Raw genomic sequence first — 21,672 nt, 5'->3', positions numbered from 1 at the left:
CACACCTACGACGCTGGGAACACAACCATGTTATACCTTTTTCTTCCGCTGCTGAGCCCGCTGATCCTGTTCGCCGCTGCGATCTATGCAGGGCGCAATCCGGGTCTTCGTCCGGGTCGCGTGCCGCAATGGGCCGAAGCGGCTGCATTTGCGGCATTTATAGCGGCCGCGCTCTCGGCCGTCTTCCTTGTGATCCTGGGGCCCGGCACCTCGGCCCTGATCGGGGCGTTCGGCGTCGGGGTTTCCGTAAGGCTGGACGCGATCAGCGCAGTGATGCTGGTACTTGTCAGCTTTATCGGTTGGATCGTTCTGCGCTATTCAGCAACCTATATGGATGGCGAAGCACGGCAGGGCATGTTCACACAATGGATGGTGCTCACGCTTGCCTCGGTTCTGTTCCTGGTCATGTCGGGCAATCTGGTTCAGTTGTTGGTCGCCTGGACGACAACCAGTCTCGCCCTGAACAAGCTGCTTCTCTTTTACCCCGAGCGCGCAACTGCCCAACGCGCTGCCCGCAAGAAAGCGCTTGTGGCGCGGCTGAGCGAGGGGGCATTGGCGGCTGCCGTTATCCTGCTGATCACTGCCACAGGTACAACCGACATACACACGATCCTCAGCACGGTTCAGGCAAATTGGATGGTGCTGACGGCGGCCTTGCTCATTGCTGTTGCCGCGGTGCTGGCCTCGGCGCAATTCCCTGTGCATGGGTGGCTGACCGAAGTTATGGAGGCACCCACGCCCGTCTCGGCCCTTCTGCATGCAGGTGTGATTAATGCCGGTGGCTTCCTGTTGATCCGCTTTGCCGATGTGATGCTGGTCGCGCCCGGAGTTATGGCCCTTTTGGTGATGCTCGGCGGGTTCACTGCGTTGTTTGGCGGCCTTGTGATGTTGACCCAGCCTGCGGTAAAAACATCGCTGGCTTGGTCAACGATTGCCCAGATGGCCTTCATGGTGATGCAATGTGGGCTTGCGCTATTTCCTTTGGCGCTGCTGCATATCGTGGCGCATTCCCTGTACAAGGCACATGCCTTCCTGAGCTCTGGCGAAGCCGTGCGCAATGTCGCGGCCATTCACCGGCCCGGGCCGATTGCGGTGCCCAGTGCAAGCAACGTTCTGCGCGCCTTTGCTACTGCGATCATCATCTATGCCCTGGTTGGCGCGGTTCTGGGCTTTGACGGCAAATCCGTTCAAGCCATTGCGTTGGGCGTTATCCTGATCTTTGGCGTCGCCTATTTGCTGGCCCAGGGTTTTGCAGACGCGGCCCCGCGCCAGCTGACGCAGCGCACGGTGGTCTATGCTTTGGTGACGTCGGTCAGCTACTTCGCTTTGCAGGTCATCGCCCTTCACCTGACTGCCGGTGCACTGCCTGCAACGCCCGCACCGGGGCCGCTGGAATGGGCATTGATCGTACTTGCCTTGATCAGCTTTGGCCTTGTCGCCGTGGCGCAAGCGACCTTCCCGCTCTGGGCGCCGCACCCTGCGGCGGCAGGCCTGCGGGTACACCTTGCCAATGGCCTTTATGCCAACGCGATTTTCGACAAGCTGCTGGACGGATGGTCCAAGCGGTCCGCAGCCTGAAAAGGGACAAAACCATGTTTGCCAAACTCGAATCTTACCCGGCGCCGCTGCTGGAACTGGTGGCCGAAGCAAAATCAGCCGCCAAGGCAATCCCGCCGCTTTTCCCACTTTCTGCGAATGTTGCAGTGAACCCGTTCCTTGGACAAGCCAATGAGCCATTGGCCGTAACTGCGGCCCGTTTGGCACGGGTTGCGGGCGCGCGGATCACGCCGGACCGGTCATATTGGGCAGATAAGCTGGACGCCGGTGAAATCACTGACGCTGACATCCTCGACGCATTGTCTGGGCTGGAAGGCAAGTTCAACGCCCCTGGGCTTGACGATGTCATTGCCGCAGTGCGTCAGCAGGCTGAGCAAGCTGAACCGCTGCCCACCGTGGCCGAACTGGCGGCAGACGTGTCGGGTACAGACTGGCCCGGCCTGATCGAAGACCGGATCGGTGTTTGGGCGGCCAGCCATTTCGACCAGGGGCAGGCACTGTGGCAGCAAGCGCGTGCCGGGGGGACGTTCAGCGCGTGGCGCGAGTTTGCAACGCGCGACCTGACGCCGGAAATTCATGGTCTAAAAGGGTTTGGTGCCTTTGTGGCCGATACGAACCGGTCGCATTGGCGCGCGATTGGCCGGGCCTCCGAAAGGCTGGGTCTGAGCACCGAAGCCTCAGCTACGGCGTATCATCGTTGGCTCAGCACCATGGGCGGGTGGGCGCAATACGCGCGCTACCTCTTGTGGGACGCCGAACTGAAGGGAGAGCAAGACAATACCGTATCCGAGCTTTTGGCCCTGCGAATGGTATTCGATGAGGCGCTGTACGAGCTTTATGAAGACCAGATCGCTGACAAATGGGCCGATGTTGTCGCTGCGCATGAAGCGCCAGTTACACCAACCACCGGTTTTGTCATCGACGCAGTGTTGCAAGAGGCCGCCGAGCGTGCGCAGCAGCGCCAGCTGGCCGCGCGGCTGCTGCCGGGTTCCGTTCGCAAGGTCCCAGATCGCCCGCAGGTGCAGGCTGCGTTTTGCATCGACGTCCGGTCCGAGGTGTTCCGCCGCGCGTTTGAAGCGCAGGACAGCGGCATTGAGACCCTAGGTTTTGCGGGGTTCTTCGGCCTTGCCAGCGCGCATAGGGCTGCTGGGTCGGACGTAGTTGAACAGCACGGGCCGGTTCTGTTGCGGCCCGGCGTTTGCTCGCACGCTGCCGAGCCGGAAAAGGCCGATCTGACACGGCGCTACACTGCGCGGGCCAAACGGGCCTGGGGGCGGTTCAAGTTGGCGGCTGTGTCCTCGTTTGCGTTTGTCGAAGCAAGCGGGCCCTTATACGCAGGCAAGCTGATGCGTGACGCGCTGGGTTTGGTTGGCAAAACTAAGGCAGACCCGGCCCCGCAACTGGACCCGAGCCTGGATATTGAAACCCGTATTGGCATGGCCAAGACGGTCTTGAACGCCATGTCACTGACGGAAAATTTCGCCCGGATCGTGATGCTGGCGGGGCATGGCGCGGACGTGACCAACAACCCGCACGAAAGCGCGTTGCACTGCGGGGCTTGTGGTGGCCATGCGGGCGACGTCAACGCGCGGCTTTTGGCAGGTCTTCTGAACGATGCTGATGTAAGGAACGGATTGCGCGGGCAGGGGATAGATATCCCTGCTGACACGGTTTTCCTGCCGGCAATGCACTTCACCACAACCGACAGGGTCAGTTTGTTCGAACAGGACCTGCCCGAGGGTGACTGGTCCAGCGATCTGGAACAGTTGAAAAACTGGCTTACCGCCGCCGGGCAGCTCACCCGCGCTGAACGCGCCGCCCGTCTGCCGCGCGCGAACAAGGCCACCGATATTCAGCGGCGGGCGCAGGACTGGGCCGAAACCCGCCCCGAATGGGGTCTGGCCGGGTGCCGCGCCTTCATTGCCGCACCCCGCACCCGCACCGATGGTGCGGATCTGGAAGGGCAGGCGTTCTTGCACAATTACAATTGGCGCAAGGATGACGGGTTCGGCGTGTTGGAGTTGATCATGACCGCGCCTGTCGTGGTCGTAAGCTGGATCAGTCTGCAATATTACGGGTCTACCGTTGCACCGCAGCTGTTCGGCGGGGGTAACAAGCTGTTGCACAACGTGGTAGGCGGCATTGGCGTGCTCGAAGGCAATGGTGGTGCCCCACGTCCGGGCCTTCCATGGCAGTCGGTGCATGATGGCGAGCGTTTGCAGCACGATCCGCTGCGCCTGTCGGTGATCATCGAAGCCCCGCGCGAGGCGATGTCCGACATCCTGTCCCGCCACGCCGAGGTGCGCGCTTTGTTCGACAATGGATGGTTGCACCTGATCGCAATGGACGATCAGGGCAAGCTAGCCTGGCGTTATGATGGCGACTTGAAATGGTCTCCGATCCAGACCGGTCTGGACGCCGACCGCGCCATCGCGGCGGAGTAAGCCAAAAGGCAAACGAAAGGCGCCCAATTCCGGGCGCCTTTATTCTGAACGTGTGTCGAAAGTTTATAACGCGAGACCATTTGAACACGGGCTGGATCGCAACGCGTCCAAAGCCTCGCCACCACGGTCAATCATCGGGGCCCAGCACTTTGATAGCAGCCAGAAGGCGCGCGATTTCCTGTTCGGTGTTGTAGTGACAAAAGGAGATGCGGATACAATCCGAAAAGCCCAACGGCATGAGCACGTTGCCGGAATAGTGGTCGGCTTTGCGCGTATGGGTTCGGATACCTTGTTGGTTCAGGATGTCCACCACATCTTCCGAAGCTTTTCCCTTGACCACGATGGAAACAAGCCCTTCGCGCGCGGGATTATCGGGCCCGGCCAAGATCGAGACGTGCTCCATCTCTCTCAGCCCCGGCAGGTTACCGGTGCCGTTGATTGCAGTATTGGTCAGATGAGTTTCATAGTCACGGATGGCATGCCCTGCGGCTTCGATGCGTTTGCGCCGATCTGTTTCGTCCGAGACTTCTCCGCCCAGCCAGTCGAAATACGACACGACATCTGACACCGTGGCGTATGAACCCGCGTCACGCGTTCCAAACTCCCAGCCCGTTGCGGGCGCGTCAATCAGCATGTCGTGAGGGATGCTCTCCAGTCGGTCGGAGATCCAGGCGATGCCATATCCGTGGCGTGAAAACACTTTGTACGGTGAGATCACGTAGCCATCGACCTTGTAGCTATCCAAATCCAACTGCCCGTGGGCTGCGTGCTGGATGCCATCGACAATGATCATACAATCCGGCGCTACGGCCCTGATAGCCTTTGAAATCGCTGCTACATCCATGCCCATACCCGTCACGGGCGAGGCGTGAAGGATCGTTGCCACCGCCACGTCCGGGGTCATTTGCGCTGTGTAGTCCTCGGCCGTGACCAACCCGGTTGCGCTATCATGTGGGACGTTGACATAGTTCAGGCCGGCAATTTCGGCCCAGCGGCGTGCGGCACTGCGGGTGGCGGGGTGTTCGATTGATGAGCCGATGACCTTGGCCCCTTTGGGCGCGGCGAGGCAAGCGGTACGGATCAAGCGGAACAGCAGCTCAGTTCCGCTTTCCCCCGCGAAGAACTGACCGGTCGAGGTGTTCATGAACACTGCCAAATCCGCTTTGGCCTTATCAATTACATTCTGCGTGCCTTGGCCCGCTGGGTTTATGCGCCCCGGATTGTCTGGAATAGCGGCATAGAAGGCCGAAGTCTCGACCACCGTCTTCAGCGTCAACGCACCGCCTGCATTCTCGAAAAAGATCCGCTTACCTTGAAACGGGCAGTTTTCGACATGTGCAAAGCGGTTTCGGATTGCGTCTATCAGAGCGGGGTTGCCGTGAATCATGTGTGAGTCCTTTAGGAAGTCGCAGCGCCACTATCGCCATACCCGGCACCGTCGATCTTGAACAGATGTTTAAACGCCGAACAGCCGGCCGGAATGCCGGCTTAAGATCACGTGGTGACATTCAGAATTGAGACAAACGAAAATCGCCTTAGGTCAGACCGAAAGGGATCGGATGTGAGGAGTGACGTTGCACGTCGTTTGGTTCAAGCGTGACCTGCGGGTTCAAGACAACCGCGCTTTGGCGCGGGCTGCGGCGCATGGCGCGGTTTTGCCGCTTTACGTGGCCGAGCCTGAGCTCTGGAGCGCGCCCGACATGTCTGGCCGGCAATGGAGCTTTATCGCAGAAACTTTGCACCAACTACGCGCCGACCTGCACAAATTGGGTCAGCCTCTTATCGTACGTATCGGCAAGACTGTTGAAATCCTAAGCGACCTTCACCGGGATCACGGCCTGACCGCGCTCTGGTCACATGAAGAAACCGGGAATGACTGGACGTTTCAGCGCGACCTGCGCGTCGCAGACTGGTGCCGCGCGCATGGCATCCCTTGGTACGAAATTCAAAATCATGGCGTCGTCCGGCGCATGAAATCCCGAAACGGATGGGCCGAGCGCTGGGATGCGTTCATGTCAGAGGCCGTAACAAACCCTCCGAATCTTGGACCGCTGTCACTGGATGTAGGTGACATTCCGACCGCGGAAACACTTGGTCTTGCGCCTGATCACTGCCCGCTGCGTCAAAAAGGCGGGCGAGCAGACGGGCAAAGCCTGCTTGACAGTTTTCTGCAAAAGCGTGGCGAACCTTATCGTCGCGCGATGTCGTCGCCGGTTGAGGGCGAAACAGCCTGCTCTCGGCTTTCACCGCATCTGGCATGGGGCACACTATCGATGCGCGAAGTCGCTCAGGCGACATGGGCGCGGCAACGTGCGCTGCGGGACACTCCGCCAAAAGGAAAGTCATCTTGGCGCGGATCTCTGACTTCGTTCAACGGGCGGCTGCACTGGCATTGTCATTTTATCCAAAAGCTCGAGTCTGAGCCGAGACTTGAATATGAGAACCTGCATCGCGGCTACAAGGGAATCCGCCCATCTGCCCCGGATCAAGATAAGCTGGACGCATGGGCCAAGGGTGAAACCGGTTTGCCGTTTCTGGATGCGTGCATGCGGTACCTGCGCGCAACGGGGTGGCTGAATTTCCGGATGCGATCAATGGTGATGGCAACCGCAAGCTATCACCTTTGGCTGGATTGGCGTGCTCCGGGGCTGCACCTTGCCCGCAGCTTCACCGATTATGAACCTGGCATTCATTGGAGCCAGGTTCAGATGCAATCCGGAACCACGGGGATTAACGCGGTTCGGATCTACAACCCGGTGAAACAAGGCCACGATCAGGACCCAACGGGGCGTTTTACCAGAAAATGGGTGCCGGAGTTGGCTGCGATCCCCGATAGGTTTCTGCAAGAACCGTGGAAGGCGGAAAATGCCGCGGGCGTGCTGGGAAAGGCTTATCCGGAACCAATAGTCGACCACATCGCAGCTGCTCGAGCAGCGCGAGAAGCGATCTGGGCTGTGCGAAAAGGCGAAGGCTTTCGGACGGAAGCTGCTGCAATAGTTTCCAAACATGCCAGCCGAAAAAGCGGAACACGCAACCGGGGTGGGCGCCGGAAAAAGGAACCAGATACCCAAATGTCCCTACCATTCGAGGATCAATAATGAAAATGCGGAAGAAATCAGACCTGCCCACTAAGATCTGCGTGACCTGCGGTCGACCATTCACATGGCGGAAAAAATGGGCGCAAGTTTGGGACGAAGTACGCTACTGCTCAAATCGTTGCAGGCGTGCCGCATGACGACCGGGGACTTGTTCGAAACACAGGGCGATCATGTTAGGGCTGCAGAGTTTTTACCCACACGACAGGCTGGGCTTTTGCGGTTGGATCAGTTTGCTGCGCGTACAGGCAAGCACTATGCCAGCCAGCGCAATTTCGACTTCGGTCCCGACAAACGCAGCAACGTTTCAGCCCTGTCCCCGTGGATACGGCACCGTCTGATCACAGAACAGGAGGTTCTGAACGCAACATTGGCGCGCCACTCATATTCAGCGGCCGAAAAGTTCGTTCAAGAAGTTTTCTGGCGCACCTATTTCAAAGGCTGGTTACAGCAGCACCCAAGTGTCTGGACGTCCTACAACGAGGGACTTCAACGCGCACTGGACGACGGTGCACGAACGACCGACTACAACGACGCCGTCGAAGGGCGAACTGGCATCGAGTGTTTTGATCACTGGGTCCGCGAACTGATCAAGACGGGGTATCTGCACAACCATACAAGGATGTGGTTCGCTTCGATCTGGGTGTTCACATTGCGTCTGCCCTGGGAATTGGGCGCCGACTTCTTCATTCGCCATCTGCTTGACGGTGACCCGGCGTCCAACACGCTGAGCTGGCGCTGGGTTGCCGGTTTGCACACCAAGGGGAAAACCTACCTCGCCCGGCCGTCCAACATCGCCAAATACACGAATGGCAGGTTCAACCCCGAGGGGCAGTTGGCTAAGACGGCAGAGCCTTTGACGGAAGAGAACGCGCATCCTCGTGTTCCAGTGCCCTCGCCAGATGCCATGCCGGACGAAGGTTTTCTGCTTCTGGTGACTGAAGACGATTGTCAAATTGGTGCAACATTGCCGCGCCAACCCAAAGCAGAGATCGGGCTGCTTGCCACGCAACGACGATCACCTTTAGCGATCGGGCCAATTGTACAATCCTTTGCTGCCGGCGCGGCCTCGGATGCGGTTGGCGCGGTTGGGGCCGAAGATGAAAGCTGGGCTGAACAGATAATCGAAGCGGCCGAAACGGCAGGTGTAAAAACTGTTGTCACCGGCTTTGCACCTGTCGGACCAGTCGCCACGCAACTACAGAACGCGCGACTCGACCGTGCCGGACTAACGCTGTGTCAAATTCGTCGGGACTATGACAGCCTGGCGTGGCCACATGCGACGCGCGGCTTCTTTGGCCTGAAAAAGAAAATCCCTTCTATTCTTAGGTCTTTAGGTTACGCGGTCTAAAGCCTGTCTAATACCGCCCGCGCGCTGTCACGGTATTCTTTTTTCTTGGCCTCATCCATTTTGTCCCATGTGCGGTACACTTGACCAAGGCGCGGATTACCGCGCAGCTTTTCTTCGTTGCGCAACAGAAAATCCCAATAGAGCGGGTTGAACGGGCATGCGTCGGACCCTGTCTTTTGTTTCACATCATAGCTGCAGTTGGCACAGTGATCCGACATCTTGTTGATGTAGTTTCCGCTGGCTGCATAAGGTTTTGAACCCAGCAATCCGCCATCTGCAAACTGGCTCATTCCGATCACATTTGGCGCCTCAACCCATTCGTAGGCGTCGGCATAAACAGCCAGATACCATTCATGCACTTCGTGCGGGTCGATACCGGCCAACATCGCAAAGTTCCCGGTCACCATGAGGCGCTGAATATGGTGGGCGTAGGCTTCTTCTTTTGTCTGTCCGATCGCAGCGGCCATGCAAGCCATGTCTGTGTGCCCGGTCCAATAGAAATCCGGCAATGGCCGCTTTGCCCCGAAAAAATTTTGCTGCGTGTACTCTGGTCCGCTGTGCCAGTAGATGCCCCGCATGTATTCGCGCCATCCGATGATTTGGCGGATATAGCCCTCGACCGCGTTCAACGGTGCATTACCGTCATGATAGGCCTGTGCAACGCGTTCGCAGGTTTCAAGCGGATCAAGAAGCCCCGCATTGATGTAAAGCGACAGAACCGAGTGATACAGGAACGGCTCGCCCTCTAACATCGCATCCTGATAGTCGCCGAAACGCGGCAAGGCCTGTTCCACAAACTTCGACAATGCTTTCAGCGCGTCCGCGCGCGTCACTCCAAACCAAAAAGGGCGCAAGGTTCCAAAATTATCGTCGAACCGGTCTTCGACCAGCTTAAGGACCTCTTCTGTTATGGCGTCGGGTTCCGTTTTCAGCGGCCGCGGCATGAAAAGGTCCGATTTGGCGGGCTTGCGGTTCTGGCTGTCATAGTTCCACTTGCCGCCTTCCGGAGCGTCCCCGTCCATCAGCAGCCCGGTTTTGCGTCGCATTTCCCGGTAAAAGTATTCCATCCGCAACTGCTTGCGGCCCTTGGCCCAGTCGCGAAACTCGGCATGAGAGGCTAGAAACCGGTCGTCATCCAACATTTCCAGTTCGGTCTGCGCGTCTTTGGACCAGTCCGACAATACAGCCTTCAGTCGAAATTCTCCCGGCTCAGTCATCAGCACATGGTCGATGCCGTGATCTTTTACGGCGCGCGCAAGTTCACCAGGCAGATTGCCACTATTGTCGGGGTCGTCCAGTTTTACATATCTCACCGACCACCCAGCGTCTTCCAATTCGGCTGCGAAATGACGCATCGCGGAAAACACGAACGCAATCTTCTTTTTATGATGCGGGACATAACTCGCTTCGTCCTGCACCTCTGCCATGAGGACAATATCACGGTCGGGTTTTCCGGCGCGCAACGAGGAGATATCAAAGCTGAGTTGATCGCCCAATATCAACAGAAGTCGGGCGTCTTTGGCGGCTGACGAGTTTGTTTTCATCCTTGGGACGTAGGTCGGCTATGGCTATGAGCAACACGTAACCTGCCTTCCGAGGCGGGACAGGCTGGTCGTCCGGTTGAAAACGTCGATAGTCAGTTGCTTTATCTAGTCGCTGAGGATGGCAAAGGCGCCGTCGCTCATCGGAATACCGCAAAGCGAACCAAACCGAGGTCACTTAAAGCGGAAAACTTTAATCAAATTCTGATCAAACCGCAGGCGGACGCTAAGCGATAAATTAATACCTAAACTGAGAAAAGGAGGAAATGCGACGGGCAGACCCCTGCGCGATAACTGTTGGAGAACAAAATGAAGATGATTTTGTCGCCCAAGCTGGCGCTGAAACTTCCACTCACGATTGTAGGGTTTTGCGCATTGGTTACCGTTGTGTTGGTGACGTTAAGCGATCTTCGGTTTCGGGATACAGCCCTAAAAAACGTCGAAGAACACTTCAAGACTTTGGTTTTGGAACGTGAAGCGACGTTGCAAAGCTGGTTGGAAGGCTTGGATGCGGATGTTTTGGCCTTGGCGGCCGTACCGTCTACTTCGACAGCTCTGGAATGGTTTTCAACAACCTGGAGCGCGTCTGAGGGCGATCCAAGGCAAGCCCTGACCACAGCCTACATTTCCGGAAATCCTTATCCTGCCGGTGAGCGCCAATTATTGAGCAAGGCCGAAGGATCTGAAGTGTATCACATGCACCACGGTCGCTATCATCCTCCTTTCTTGTCGATCGTCGATGCCAAGGGTTTTTACGATGTTTTGTTGGTCAGCCCGCAAGGCGATGTTGTGTACTCGGTCAAAAAAGAAAAAGACTTTGCGACCAATTTGCTGAACGGGCGTTTTCGTGACTCGGGGCTTGGGCAAGCCTTCAGAGATGCCGCAACCGATGCACCGGGTACCGTTCACTTTTCTGACCTTTCTCCTTACGAGCCAAGCAACAACGTTCCGTCCAGTTTTGTCGCGACGAAGGTCACCAACGAAAACGGCGACTACGTCGGTGTTCTGGTCATTCAGCTACCAGTCTCAATCTTGGACGGCATTGTGAACAACCCGGTTGGATTGGGTGAAACCGGCGAAGTCCTGCTTGTCGGAGAAGACTACAACACACGTATTGCATCGCGATTTGAGAATGGTGTGAAGGTCCTGGAAAACGTGCCTTTCAGCGAACAAATTGAAACAGCGCTCAGCGGCAACAGCAGGTTTTTTCCGGATGCAACCGGAATTAATGGCAACAAAGTCGCCTCTTATGTGTCTTCAATTGTGTTTCACAAAGATCGCTGGGCTTTGGTCGCAGAGCAATCGTTGGATGAGATTCTGGCACCTGTAAGGGCGGAACGTAACTTCCAGATTTTGGTTTCCATCGCATGCGCTTTGGTTCTTTCGGTGGTTGGCTGGCTTTATGCCCGTACAATTACCGGACCCATCAATTCGCTTCGCGACAAAATGGAGCAGGTGACGCAAGGCGATCTTGATGTCGAAGTGCCAGAAGCAACGCGCCGCGACGATTTTGGAACAATAGGAAAGACACTTGTCCGAATGCGCGATGACCTGCGCGACGCTCGGAAGGCCGAAGAGGAACGTAACCAGCATCAGCGTGAGCAAGAAGAAGTGGTCAAAGAACTGAGTATCGGTCTGCGACGTTTGTCTGCTGGCGATTTCACGCAACCCATTGAGGTCCCGTTCAGGGCCGACCACGAACAACTCCGTCAAGACTTCAACACGACAATGCAAACGCTGAACGCAACCGTGGTCGAAGTGATCAACACTTCAAACAGTATCCGTCAGGGGGCGGCAGAAATATCGCAGGCCTCCGAGGACCTTTCACATCGGACGGAAAGTCAGGCTGCAACGCTAGAACAGACTGCAGCCGCATTGGATGAAATGACCGCAAGCGTCAAATCCGCAGCTGAAGGTGCAAAGTCGGTTGAGGTGACGATGACGGAGTCGCGTAAAGAAGCCGAAGACAGCGGGGCAGTGGTCCAGAACGCCGTAGCGGCCATGACGGAAATCGAAGAATCCGCGAGCCATATCAGCCAGATCATTGGTGTCATTGACGACATTGCGTTCCAAACAAATCTGTTGGCGTTGAACGCCGGAGTGGAGGCTGCACGCGCAGGCGACGCGGGGCGTGGCTTCGCGGTTGTGGCCTCTGAAGTTCGGGCCTTGGCGCAGCGCAGTTCCGAAGCTGCAATGGAAATCAAGACGCTCATCGGCAATAGCTCTAAGCAAGTTGAGCGCGGCGTCGATCTTGTCGGCAAAGCAGGGGAAGCGCTCAACAGAATTGTGGATCGGGTCGGTCACATCTCTCAGATGGTGTCGGAAATTGCTGATGGTGCTGCGGAACAATCCACAGGTCTTGGTGAGATCAACATCGGCGTGACTCAGCTGGACGAAGTTACACAACAGAACGCTGCCATGGTTGAAGAGTCCACGGCGTCAAGTCACCTGTTGAATTCGGATGCGGCAAAACTATCCGAACTTGTGGCCCGGTTCCGCGTTGAAACCGAATTTGAGGATGCGCAGTCCACAGTTGTCGAGATCAAACGCCCAACTGCACACGGCGCAGATTGGGGTTCGAACGCACAGGTGGAAGCACGGCCAATTGCAGTAAATGGTCGATTGGACGGTCCCGAGGTTTGGCAAGAGTTTTGAGACTTTTTGTCCCCTCTTCCCGCACTCGGGTGAGAGGGGTCAATTATCCTAAATGCGGTATGGGTGTTTGAAATTGAAAAATATCCTGGTTGTGAGCACCGACTCCTTTTGGTCGACACGCTTAAAAAGACAGTTCGGCGAACTGGCGCCCGGCGTTCGGATTCTTGTAGTGGACAATCTGATGGCAGCCTATTCAACAAGTGAGGAGGTGCAGCCTTCGGCGGTCATCGTCGAGCAGGGATTTGCGGATCTCCCAGAGTTTGAAACCATGAAGACGCTGTTTCACGAGCTAAAAGCCGTTTGCGTTTTGGTTGGAGAAAAGGCGTCTGACAAAATGTCCGCGGTTCCTCGGGTTTTCCGAAAAAGCGACACGGCCGCCTCGTACGTGTCGTGGATCAAAGAAGCAAAAACCGCGACTCAGCAAAACCGTCCTCAAGAGTCGTCGAAACGAAACAAGGGCTCCAAGATCATAATCATCGGGTCTTCGACAGGAGGAGTGGACGCGCTGAGTACGATCCTCAAACGTTTCCCCGCCGATTGTCCACCGACTCTGATTGTGCAACACACAGGTGAAGACTTTGGCGGCGGGTTGATTGACCTGTTGGCGCGGCTTTGCCCGGCGCGCGTAGTTGCGGCCCAAAACGGACTGGTGTTGGAATCCGGTTTGGTGTGTATTGCTGCTGGCTATAGACAACATCTTGAGTTGGGTTCTGGCACGACCCTTCGCGCCAGGCTTACTGATGGACCACCTGTGTCAGGGCACATCCCTTCCGTTGACAAGTTGTTCATGTCTGCCCGTCCCATAGCCTCAAGAGTTGTCGCAGCCGTTTTGACAGGCATGGGCCGGGACGGTGCTGAAGGGTTATTGGCGCTTCGGCGGGCAGGTGCCGCTACATTTGTTCAGGACGAGCGTAGCTCGGTCGTTTACGGCATGCCACGTGCTGCCTGGCAATTGGGTGCCGCGCAACGGCAGGTGCCACTTGTCCGTATGGCGTCAACACTATTGGGCGCGAGCTCGATTCAAAATGAGAATAGGAGCTGACTTGACAGACTATCTCGAAACAGCGCCCGCAGTTGGTGTGCTCCAGGGCGAATTCAAAGTGACACAAAAGGTTGACGTGGTCTTCTCGACTATACTGGGATCGTGCATTTCAGCGTGCTTGTATGATGTGAGGGAAGGAGTTGGTGGAATGAACCACTTTCTTCTTGCCGCAGGTTCGGTGGAGGATCAAAGCAGCCGGTACGGTATCAACGCGATGGAGCTTTTGGTCAATGGTATCCTGAAACTCGGTGGGACACGCAGTAATCTTCGTGCCAAGATCTTTGGCGGTGGCAACATGCTTCCCAATCTACCCGATGTCGGAGCGGAAAATACAAACTTCGTTCAAAGGTACTTAAACGAAGAAGGGATTGAGTGTGTTTCGTCATCGGTTGGCGGAAACAAAGCACGGCGCATTCGGTTTCACCCTGCCAGCGGACGTGTGAAGCAGGTGTTTGTGACAAGTCACCAATATCCCGCGATTGATGAGGAAAATCGTAAAGTGGCTCAGCCTCAAAAAAGCCAGCTGGTGCTGTTTTGAGGTCGAATTGTGCTCACAACTCTCGCTAGAACCTCAGCATCATTCAAAGGTTTGCATTGTTCAACGGTAGGAGGCGCGAAAATCGAGTTGATGACTAACCCCTAGAGTTCCCCTGTCTCGATTGGGCCTTCTTAACCGCGAAGCCGAAAGTAAGTTTAAAGAGTCGTTTACTTTGGAGCAAATCTTTCGCGTGAAAAAAATTCGGATTGCGGCTACCGATAACGAAAGTCTGCCCTGAGTAGAAAAGTAATTTCGCGCGTTCATCTCGTATCCAGCCGAAACCGACGCGGCCAGCATCTGAACTAATAAAGTTTAGGCACAAGTCGAATGCCCACCAAAGGCCAGCGCTTAGATACCGATACACCCTGACCCGGTCACTATTGTTACCCGGAAAAAACGTCCTCGTGTTAATCGTGGGCTTTTTTCACAAAGGGATGCCAACAAGGCGTGCAACAAGTTCCAAGCCGTTCTTCGCGTCCATTTTCTTTAACAACCGAGCTCTGTGCACTTCGGCCGTTCTAGGAGAAATTCCCAATTCATGTGCGATTTCCTTGGTCGTGACGCCGCCAATCATCAGCTTTGCAACTTGCCTTTCCCGTAGTGTCAGACCTGTACTTGGGCGAAGCTCTGATAGATCCGAAAACGTCCAAACTGCTTTGTTGAACGGTGTATCGGGTGTCAGTGATTGGCCCCGTACTCGGCACCAGAACAATTCTCCCGACGCGCGCCGCATGATCCGTTCGTCAGTGTACCGGCCTCCCCCCGCCATTTTTCGGCGCCCGATCTTTCCGATTTGGTCGAACTCAGCAACTGACGGGTAAAGGCGCGACAGCGAGGTGTTGTGCAACTCATCCGGGTGATAGCCAAACATCTCCGCAAAACAGGGATTGCAGCGCCGAATGATCCTGTCCTCGGAATAGATCAGCCCGACTGGCGCGTTCTCGAATGCGATATCAGCCAGACCCGTCATGTATATCCTTTACGTATTTTACCGGAATTGGCGTAGCCCCGATCAACGTAGTATTCATTGCCGCAATAAGGGAGGCAACCATGGATGCAAAGATCGTTGGCTGGGGCCACACTCGTTTTGGTGCGCTCACGGACATAAGCTTTGAGGACCTGATCATTGACGCCGCGCGCGAGGCGCTTGATCACGCGGGGCTGGCCCCCGGGGACGTTGACGCGGTTTGGTTGGGGCATTTCAACAACGGGTTGGTCCCGGATGCCTTTGCGTCTTCACTGGTGTTGGGACTTGATCCAGCTATGCGGTTCATTCCAGCGACGCGGGTTGAAAACGCCTGCGCGTCCGGCTCTGCTGCGATCTATGCGGCGCGCGATGCTATCCGGTCTGGGCGTGTGCGCCGGGCGCTGGTGATCGGCGCGGAAAAGATGACAAGCCGAGATTCAAAAGGCGTTACCGAAGCCTTGGCCGGCGCCTCTTATCAGGCCGAAGAGGCCGGAGTATCTTTTCCGCAAATCTTTGCGCGCTTTGCTCAGTCTTACTTTCAGGCCTACGGCGATCAGTCTGCCGCGCTGGCCGGGATAGCAGCCAAGAACCACAAGGCTGCATTGGACAATCCGTTGGCACATTTACAGAAAGATCTGGGATTTGCCGCGTGCAACACGATTTCAGATAGGAACCCGATGATCGCTGCGCCTCTGCGGATGACCGATTGCTCTTTGGTCAGTGACGGCGCTGCTGCAATGGTCATGGTTGCCGACGATCTGATCGGCGACTTTCCTCGCGCAGTCGGGTTTCGGGCGGCAGTTCAGATGAATGACGTCCTTCCGATGTCGCAGCGTGACCTGACTGAACTGACCGCAGCGAAACACACCTTTGTTGCAGCGTTTGCTGAGGCGGGTATTTCCGTGGCTGATCTCGATCTGGCCGAGGTTCATGATTGTTTCACCATCGCCGAGTTGCTTATCTACGAAGCTATGGGGCTTGCGCCCAAAGGGCAGGGCGGCCGGCTGGTCGAAGACGGGGTGACGGCACGCGGTGGTCGATTGCCTGTCAACTTGTCGGGCGGACTAAAAGCCAAAGGGCACCCGGTAGGTGCGTCGGGTGTGTCGATGCATGTTCTTGCAGCTCGGCAAGTCACTGGGTCTGCCGACGCTATGCAGGTTCCCGGTGCGCAACTGGCGGCTGTGTTCAATATGGGCGGTTCGGGCGTGGCCAACTATTGCTCAATTCTGGAGGCCGTCGCATGAATCCGGCGATCTGGTTAGAGCGAACGGCGAAGCGGATGCCCCAGTCACCGGCGCTGTTTCGTGCCGACGAGTGCGTGGCCGATTACGCAGAGTTTGCCAAACGTGCAGCGGCGTTGGCTGCAGCATTGAATGCGCAGGGTATTCGAATGGATGACCGAATTGCGCTCTTCTGTGGAAACCGAACCGAGTATCTTGAGGCGCTTTATGGCATTTGGTGGTTGGGGGCGGTCGCGGTGCCGATCAACGCCAAGCTGCATGCAAAAGAAGCCGCCTGGATCATTGCGGACTCGGGCGCGCGCATGGTTTTTGTCGATGAGAAAACGTCCAAGGATTTGGCCGATTGCCTGCCGGATGATGTCGTGTGCGAGTCTATCGATAGCGTTACTTTCCGGGACCTGCGAGATACGGCTGGGTCGGACGCTCCGGCTTTGCGGGACGCCGACGATCTGATCTGGTTGTTCTACACGTCTGGAACGACCGGACGGCCCAAAGGCGTGATGATCACAGCTGGCAATCTGACCTCAATGACGCTGACCTACTTTGCGGATGTGGATGAAGTCCGGCCCGAAGATGCGATCGTCTACGCCGCACCGATGAGCCACGGTGCAGGTATTTACAACTTCATGCACGTGCTGCGAGGTGCCCGGCATGTGGTGCCGCGAAGCGGTGGGTTTGATGCGGTTGAGATATTTGAGCTTGCCGCACAGATTGGCTCAGTCTCCATGTTTGCAGCTCCGACCATGGTAAAGCGATTGGTCGATACCGCGCGCGCGTCCGGGAAGTCTGGCGAAGGCTTGCGGACCATCGTTTATGCCGGCGGTCCCATGTACGAGGCTGATATTCTTGAGGCGACGGAAACCCTGGGGTCCCGTTTTGTGCAGGTGTATGGCCAGGGTGAGTGTCCCATGGGCATTTCCGTGCTACCGCGGGTGGACGTGTCGGACAGAACGCGTCCACGCTGGCGCGAACGCCTGAATTCCGTGGGGTATGCGCAAGCCGAGGTTCAGGTCTCAATCGTCGATACAGAGGGTCACGAGGTGCCTGTTGGGGAAATTGGCGAAATCGTGGTTCGCGGTCGCACGGTCATGAAAGGCTATTGGCAAAATCCAGAAGCTACGCAAAAAGCGATCCGCAATGGCTGGCTATGGACCGGAGACATGGGTCGCATGGATGAAGACGGCTATGTGACCATGCAGGATCGCTCCAAGGACATGATTATCACCGGCGGGTCAAATGTTTATCCGCGCGAAGTTGAGGAAGTCTTGCTTTCACATCCCAAAGTGCAAGAGGTCGCCGTTGTGGGTCAACCAGATAGCGAATGGGGTGAAATCGTTGTTGCGTTTGTTGTTTGCCGTAGTGGCGAGCAAGTGGACGAAAATGATCTGGACGCAATGTGCCTGGATCGGATCGCCCGCTTCAAACGGCCAAAAATCTATCGCTTTACCAGTTCTTTGCCCAAGAACAACTACGGCAAAATACTGAAAACTGAACTACGCGCCACGTTGCAGAAGGGTTCAATCTAATGAGTCAACTCAAGGGAAAAACTGCGCTTGTTACGGGGTCGGTCCAAGGCATTGGCCTTGCTATCGCAAAGTCCCTTGCGGGTGTCGGGGTGCGCATCGCATTTCATGGCTTGGCAAGCGCAGACGACGTTGACGCCGCTGCACAGATCTTGAAAGGTGCTGGCAGCCCAGAGGTCCGGTTCTTCGACGCAGACATGCGTGACGTTTTTGCGATCGAAAAGATGATGAGTGATGTCGCGGATTGGGGCGGGGCAGACATTCTTGTCAACAACGCTGGTATCCAAAAGACCGTAGGCCTCGCAGAGGCCGACGCCGCCACTTGGGACGCTGTATTGGCAGTCAATCTGTCTGGTGCTTTTCACACGATGCGGCTTGCCATGCCAACGATGGCTGAACGTGGCTTTGGCCGGGTGATTAACATTGCATCGGTTCACGGGCTTGTCGCCTCGGTAAACAAGGCCCCTTACGTTGCCTCCAAGTTCGGGATCGTCGGGTTAAGTAAAGTGGCTGCGTTGGAATATGCGCGTGCCGGTAGCAAACAAAGCGGTGGAGTGACGGTCAATTGCATCGCGCCGGGTTGGACAGAAACTGCGATCATCGAACCCCAAGTGGAGGCTCGTGCGGCTCAGTTCGGCGGGGATCGCGAGAAAGGGATTGCCGACCTTCTTGCAGAAAAACAACCGTCGCGCCGCACATCTGACCCCTCTGAAATCGGCGCACTGGCCCTTTGGCTATGTGACCCGATCGCGCATAACGTGACGGGCACGACTATTCCCGTCGATGGTGGGTGGACGTCGCAATAAAGGCTTTGCAACGCAGTAACCATAGGTAGGGCTGATACGTACTCGCTGAACCTTGCCTGCGTGTTGTCGAATTGGCTGGGTCGTTGCGACCACCCGAATACTAACGGGATCAGCGGGCTCGTTGGGGTGCAAACCCACCGAAGGTACTTGCAAATTAGCGGAGCGAGCTGTTTCGAATTTCAAGCGTAAAGCCCAGATCGACTTGCCTGTCCGTGTTGCCCGCGCCGCCACCGACCAAAATTTTGCCGGCCGTGACACCCATATCATAAAGTGGTGTTCGCACGGTTGAGATCGTGGGAACGCTTTGCGACGTTACACCAAGATCATTGAATCCACATATCCCAAGCTCGGTCGGAACTCTGATGCCGCGCCGCTGGCATTCGAACAAGACGCCAAGCGCAAGGTCATCGTTGTTGCAGAACACCGCGTCGCATTCCGGGTACTGCGTCGTAAGCTTTCCAAAGAGAATGGCGCCGATGTTCACGTCAGACGGCCGGTTCGTGACCACGACAGACCGCTCATCGTACATACCGGCGTCCTGCAACGCCTTTCGGAATCCGGCCAGACGTTTTTGCGAGCGCGGGTCCATTTGCGCGCCCAGAAATCCGATGCTGCGGTAGCCCTTGTCGATCAAATGGTTCACCGCCGCAAACGCCGCGTCCTCATGAGAAAACCCGACGATTTGGCCGATCGGCGTGTCGCTCAGGTCCATGATCTGTACCACCGGCACGCCGACATTGGCCAAAATCTGCCGGGTTTCTTTGGTCTGTTCGATGCCGGCAAGAATAACTCCTTTCGGCGCCGGATTAAGGAAGGATCGCAGCACACGTTCTTCTTCGATCGGGTCGTAACCCGTGTTGCCGATCTGTAGGGTCAAGCGCGTATCTTTGAGCGCGTCCTCAATTCCGCGCAGAACATCCGTAAACACATTGTTGGAAATGGACGGGATCATAACGACAATAGAGTTGGTCTCGCTCGATGCCAGCGTCGACGCCGATTGATTTGGTACATAGCCCAGCTTGCGTACCGCTGCATCGACTTTCGCGCGCAGCGAGTCGGATACCTTCTCGGGTGAGCGAAGCGCGCGAGAAACTGTGATTGCGCTAACCCCTGCTTCTTTTCCAACATCAATCAAAGTTGGTTTTGCCATCGCTGCCTACCATGTTTTTAAAGGGAATAATACAAACGGAAAAATCTGATTGCAAAATGATTGCGCAATCATTAATGATCATGATCAGCAGGAGGAACGTGAATGAGCGGCGAATGTGGCCTGACCTTGGTCGTGATGGGGGTTTGCGGTGTGGGCAAGACCTCAGTGGCACGCGCTTTGGCTGATCACATGTCAGGACTTTATGTCGAGGCCGACGAGTTCCATCCATCAGAAAACATCGACGCCATGCGCCGCGGCGTGCCGTTAACCGATACGATGCGGGATCCATGGCTCAGAGGGATCGCTCGTGAGGTCAGGCGAGAGCACGAGGCAGACACCGGCAGGGATATTGTTGTTGCCTGCTCAGCGCTCAAGCAATCCTATCGCGACATCCTGAGATCAGATTTGCCGGACGCGAAATTCGTCTTTCTGACTGCACCGCGAGACGTTATAGCCGAACGCATGACGGCCCGGACCAACCACTTTATGCCGCTCACGTTGCTGGACAGCCAGCTTGCCGATCTGGAACCGCCGACAACGGCCGAGGATCACATCGTCCTGGATGCCAGCCTAAGCCAGGGCCGCATCGTCGACGACGTTTTAGCCAAACTTAGTTGGACCACCCGTGACGGGGGTTCAGGACTTGCAGACATTCAACAGGAGGAGACCTAATCATGACATTTCTGAAAACCATCGCCGCCACGGCGGTAGTGGCCTGCACGGCGACGGCCGGACTAGCTGCAGACTTTGCGCTGCGCTTTCAATCTTCGGACCCTTCGGGCAACCCCAACTTCGTACTGCAGCAAGAGTGGGCCGAGCGGGTTGGCGTTCTGACCGGCGGCCGCGTCACGGTCGAGATGCTGCCGGTGGGTTCCATCGTTCAGCATACCGAAACACAGGACGCCGTCGCCTCGGGCATCATCGATGGACATGTGACTGACACGTCATATTTCGCGGGCAAGGATGCTGCTTTCAGTCTGATCGCAAACCCGGTTGGCGCCTATGGCTCGCCTTCCGAGATGCTGAACTTCATCGAATACGGCGGCGGTAAAGAGCTCATGAATGATCTCTTGAACCCCTATGGTCTGCAGTTCATCGGCGCAACCACACCGGGCCTTGAGGCATTCATCTCGAAAGTGCCGCTTGATGGCGTTGATGACCTGAAGGGCTTGAAGATGCGCGCGCCCGAAGGTCTGGTGCAAAATGTGTTCCTGGCTGCGGGAGCCGCTCCGGTGAACCTGCCGGGGTCCGAAGTGTTTACGTCGCTGGATAAGGGCGTCATCGACGCGGCGGATTACACTGTATTCTCGACCAACCACCAGCAGGGCATGCATGATGTGGCAGGCCACCCGGTCTACCCCGGTTTCCATTCCATGCCGCTGGTCGAAGTATCGATCAACAAGGGAACATGGGACAGCATGTCGCCGGATCTTCAGGCGATCCTTGAAATGTCGGTGCGTGACTTTGCACGTGACATGACCAGCCAGCTTGCGATGCGGGATGCGGTTGCCGTGGCCGAAGCCATCGCCAATCCTGACATCACCGTACACAACTGGTCCGCGGAAGAGCGCGCCAAATTCCGCGCGATCGCCAAGTCGCAGTGGGCAGAAATCGCAGGAAAATCGGATAACGCGCAGCGCGTCTATGACGTACTGTCAGCCTATCTGGTTGAACAGGGGCTGTTGGCTGAATAACCCCAACCTAACGTAACATTGGACCGACCCGACGGTTGTTGTCGGGTCGGTCGTCAAGTTGGAAGAAG

Annotated in this window: 17 protein-coding genes; 13 read left to right on the top strand and 4 right to left on the bottom strand. The window is 56.5% G+C overall.

Annotated elements, in window-relative coordinates; genetic code table 11:
- Positions 1 to 27: 27 nt before the first annotated feature.
- Together ACXAET_RS17490 and ACXAET_RS17485 are read left to right on the top strand one after the other, a co-directional pair.
- On the top strand, positions 28 to 1,578 hold the full coding sequence (locus ACXAET_RS17490) for a proton-conducting transporter transmembrane domain-containing protein (RefSeq protein WP_475187965.1): 1,551 nt from the start codon (positions 28 to 30) through the stop codon (positions 1,576 to 1,578).
- Positions 1,579 to 1,592: 14 nt separating this feature from the next.
- A complete protein-coding gene (locus tag ACXAET_RS17485; RefSeq protein WP_475187961.1) occupies positions 1,593 to 4,001 on the top strand; it encodes a YbcC family protein in 2,409 nt (802 codons plus the stop codon).
- Positions 4,002 to 4,128: 127 nt separating this feature from the next.
- Here the strand turns inward: ACXAET_RS17485 and ACXAET_RS17480 are convergent, their stop codons facing one another.
- The gene (locus ACXAET_RS17480; protein ID WP_475187958.1) at positions 4,129 to 5,388 is read right to left on the bottom strand and encodes an aminotransferase class V-fold PLP-dependent enzyme; all 1,260 of its coding nucleotides are present in this window, start codon (positions 5,386 to 5,388) and stop codon (positions 4,129 to 4,131) included.
- A 181-nt stretch (positions 5,389 to 5,569) separates the two neighbouring features.
- Here ACXAET_RS17480 and ACXAET_RS17475 point away from each other — a divergent pair, with 181 nt between their 5' ends.
- From ACXAET_RS17475 to ACXAET_RS17465, 3 genes are read left to right on the top strand one after another with little or no spacing between them, the layout of a single operon-like run.
- Positions 5,570 to 7,099: an FAD-binding domain-containing protein gene (locus tag ACXAET_RS17475; protein ID WP_475187956.1), complete on the top strand. Its 1,530-nt coding sequence runs from the start codon at positions 5,570 to 5,572 to the stop codon at positions 7,097 to 7,099.
- 5 nt (positions 7,100 to 7,104) lie between these two features.
- A complete protein-coding gene (locus tag ACXAET_RS17470; protein ID WP_475188441.1) occupies positions 7,105 to 7,236 on the top strand; it encodes a DUF2256 domain-containing protein in 132 nt (43 codons plus the stop codon).
- Positions 7,233 to 8,447 (top strand): FAD-binding domain-containing protein, encoded by a 1,215-nt coding sequence (locus ACXAET_RS17465; RefSeq protein WP_475187954.1) that lies wholly within the window; start codon positions 7,233 to 7,235, stop codon positions 8,445 to 8,447. Before ACXAET_RS17470 ends, ACXAET_RS17465 begins: the two co-directional genes overlap by 4 nt.
- On the opposite strand, the gene ACXAET_RS17460 is transcribed toward ACXAET_RS17465, so the two are convergent.
- A complete protein-coding gene (locus ACXAET_RS17460; protein WP_475187953.1) occupies positions 8,444 to 9,991 on the bottom strand; it encodes a cryptochrome/photolyase family protein in 1,548 nt (515 codons plus the stop codon). The two genes, ACXAET_RS17465 and ACXAET_RS17460, sit on opposite strands and share 4 nt — an antisense overlap.
- Before the next feature lie 306 nt (positions 9,992 to 10,297).
- On the opposite strand from ACXAET_RS17460, the gene ACXAET_RS17455 reads away from it, so the two are divergent.
- The 3 genes from ACXAET_RS17455 to ACXAET_RS17445 all read left to right on the top strand — a co-directional run bounded on the left by ACXAET_RS17455 (position 10,298) and on the right by ACXAET_RS17445 (position 14,223).
- Positions 10,298 to 12,643 (top strand): methyl-accepting chemotaxis protein, encoded by a 2,346-nt coding sequence (locus tag ACXAET_RS17455; RefSeq protein WP_475187952.1) that lies wholly within the window; start codon positions 10,298 to 10,300, stop codon positions 12,641 to 12,643.
- 181 nt (positions 12,644 to 12,824) lie between these two features.
- Positions 12,825 to 13,685: a CheB methylesterase domain-containing protein gene (locus ACXAET_RS17450; protein WP_475187950.1), complete on the top strand. Its 861-nt coding sequence runs from the start codon at positions 12,825 to 12,827 to the stop codon at positions 13,683 to 13,685.
- 1 nt (position 13,686) lies between these two features.
- Positions 13,687 to 14,223, top strand: coding sequence for a chemotaxis protein CheD (locus ACXAET_RS17445; RefSeq protein ID WP_475187948.1), 537 nt, complete (start codon positions 13,687 to 13,689; stop codon positions 14,221 to 14,223).
- A gap of 424 nt (positions 14,224 to 14,647) precedes the next feature.
- On the opposite strand, the gene ACXAET_RS17440 is transcribed toward ACXAET_RS17445, so the two are convergent.
- Positions 14,648 to 15,193 carry a LuxR C-terminal-related transcriptional regulator gene (locus ACXAET_RS17440; RefSeq protein ID WP_475187946.1) on the bottom strand — a complete coding sequence of 182 codons (546 nt, stop codon included), beginning with the start codon at positions 15,191 to 15,193 and terminating at the stop codon, positions 14,648 to 14,650.
- A gap of 80 nt (positions 15,194 to 15,273) precedes the next feature.
- Between ACXAET_RS17440 and ACXAET_RS17435 the strand changes: the two genes are divergently transcribed.
- Genes ACXAET_RS17435 through ACXAET_RS17425 form a run of 3 tightly spaced genes read left to right on the top strand, consistent with a single transcriptional unit; the run spans position 15,274 to position 18,760 of the window.
- A complete protein-coding gene (locus ACXAET_RS17435; protein WP_475187944.1) occupies positions 15,274 to 16,434 on the top strand; it encodes an acetyl-CoA acetyltransferase in 1,161 nt (386 codons plus the stop codon).
- Positions 16,431 to 17,957, top strand: a complete 1,527-nt coding sequence (locus ACXAET_RS17430; protein WP_475187942.1) for an AMP-binding protein — start codon at positions 16,431 to 16,433, stop codon at positions 17,955 to 17,957. The genes ACXAET_RS17435 and ACXAET_RS17430 overlap by 4 nt, the downstream gene beginning before the upstream one ends.
- Complete coding sequence (locus ACXAET_RS17425) at positions 17,957 to 18,760, top strand: SDR family NAD(P)-dependent oxidoreductase (protein ID WP_475187940.1); 804 nt, start codon at positions 17,957 to 17,959, stop codon at positions 18,758 to 18,760. The genes ACXAET_RS17430 and ACXAET_RS17425 overlap by 1 nt, the downstream gene beginning before the upstream one ends.
- A 154-nt stretch (positions 18,761 to 18,914) precedes the next feature.
- Here ACXAET_RS17425 and gntR read toward each other — a convergent pair whose 3' ends face one another.
- A complete protein-coding gene (gntR, locus tag ACXAET_RS17420) occupies positions 18,915 to 19,910 on the bottom strand; it encodes an HTH-type transcriptional regulator GntR (protein WP_475187938.1) in 996 nt (331 codons plus the stop codon).
- A 102-nt stretch (positions 19,911 to 20,012) separates the two neighbouring features.
- On the opposite strand from gntR, the gene ACXAET_RS17415 reads away from it, so the two are divergent.
- A complete protein-coding gene (locus ACXAET_RS17415; protein ID WP_475187937.1) occupies positions 20,013 to 20,582 on the top strand; it encodes a gluconokinase in 570 nt (189 codons plus the stop codon).
- A gap of 2 nt (positions 20,583 to 20,584) precedes the next feature.
- A complete protein-coding gene (locus ACXAET_RS17410) occupies positions 20,585 to 21,604 on the top strand; it encodes a TRAP transporter substrate-binding protein (protein ID WP_475187936.1) in 1,020 nt (339 codons plus the stop codon).
- Positions 21,605 to 21,672: the final 68 nt, after the last annotated feature.

Source organism: Ruegeria sp. AWH4_226, from assembly GCF_056159225.1.
This window is presented reverse-complemented; position numbering and strand designations above follow the sequence as displayed.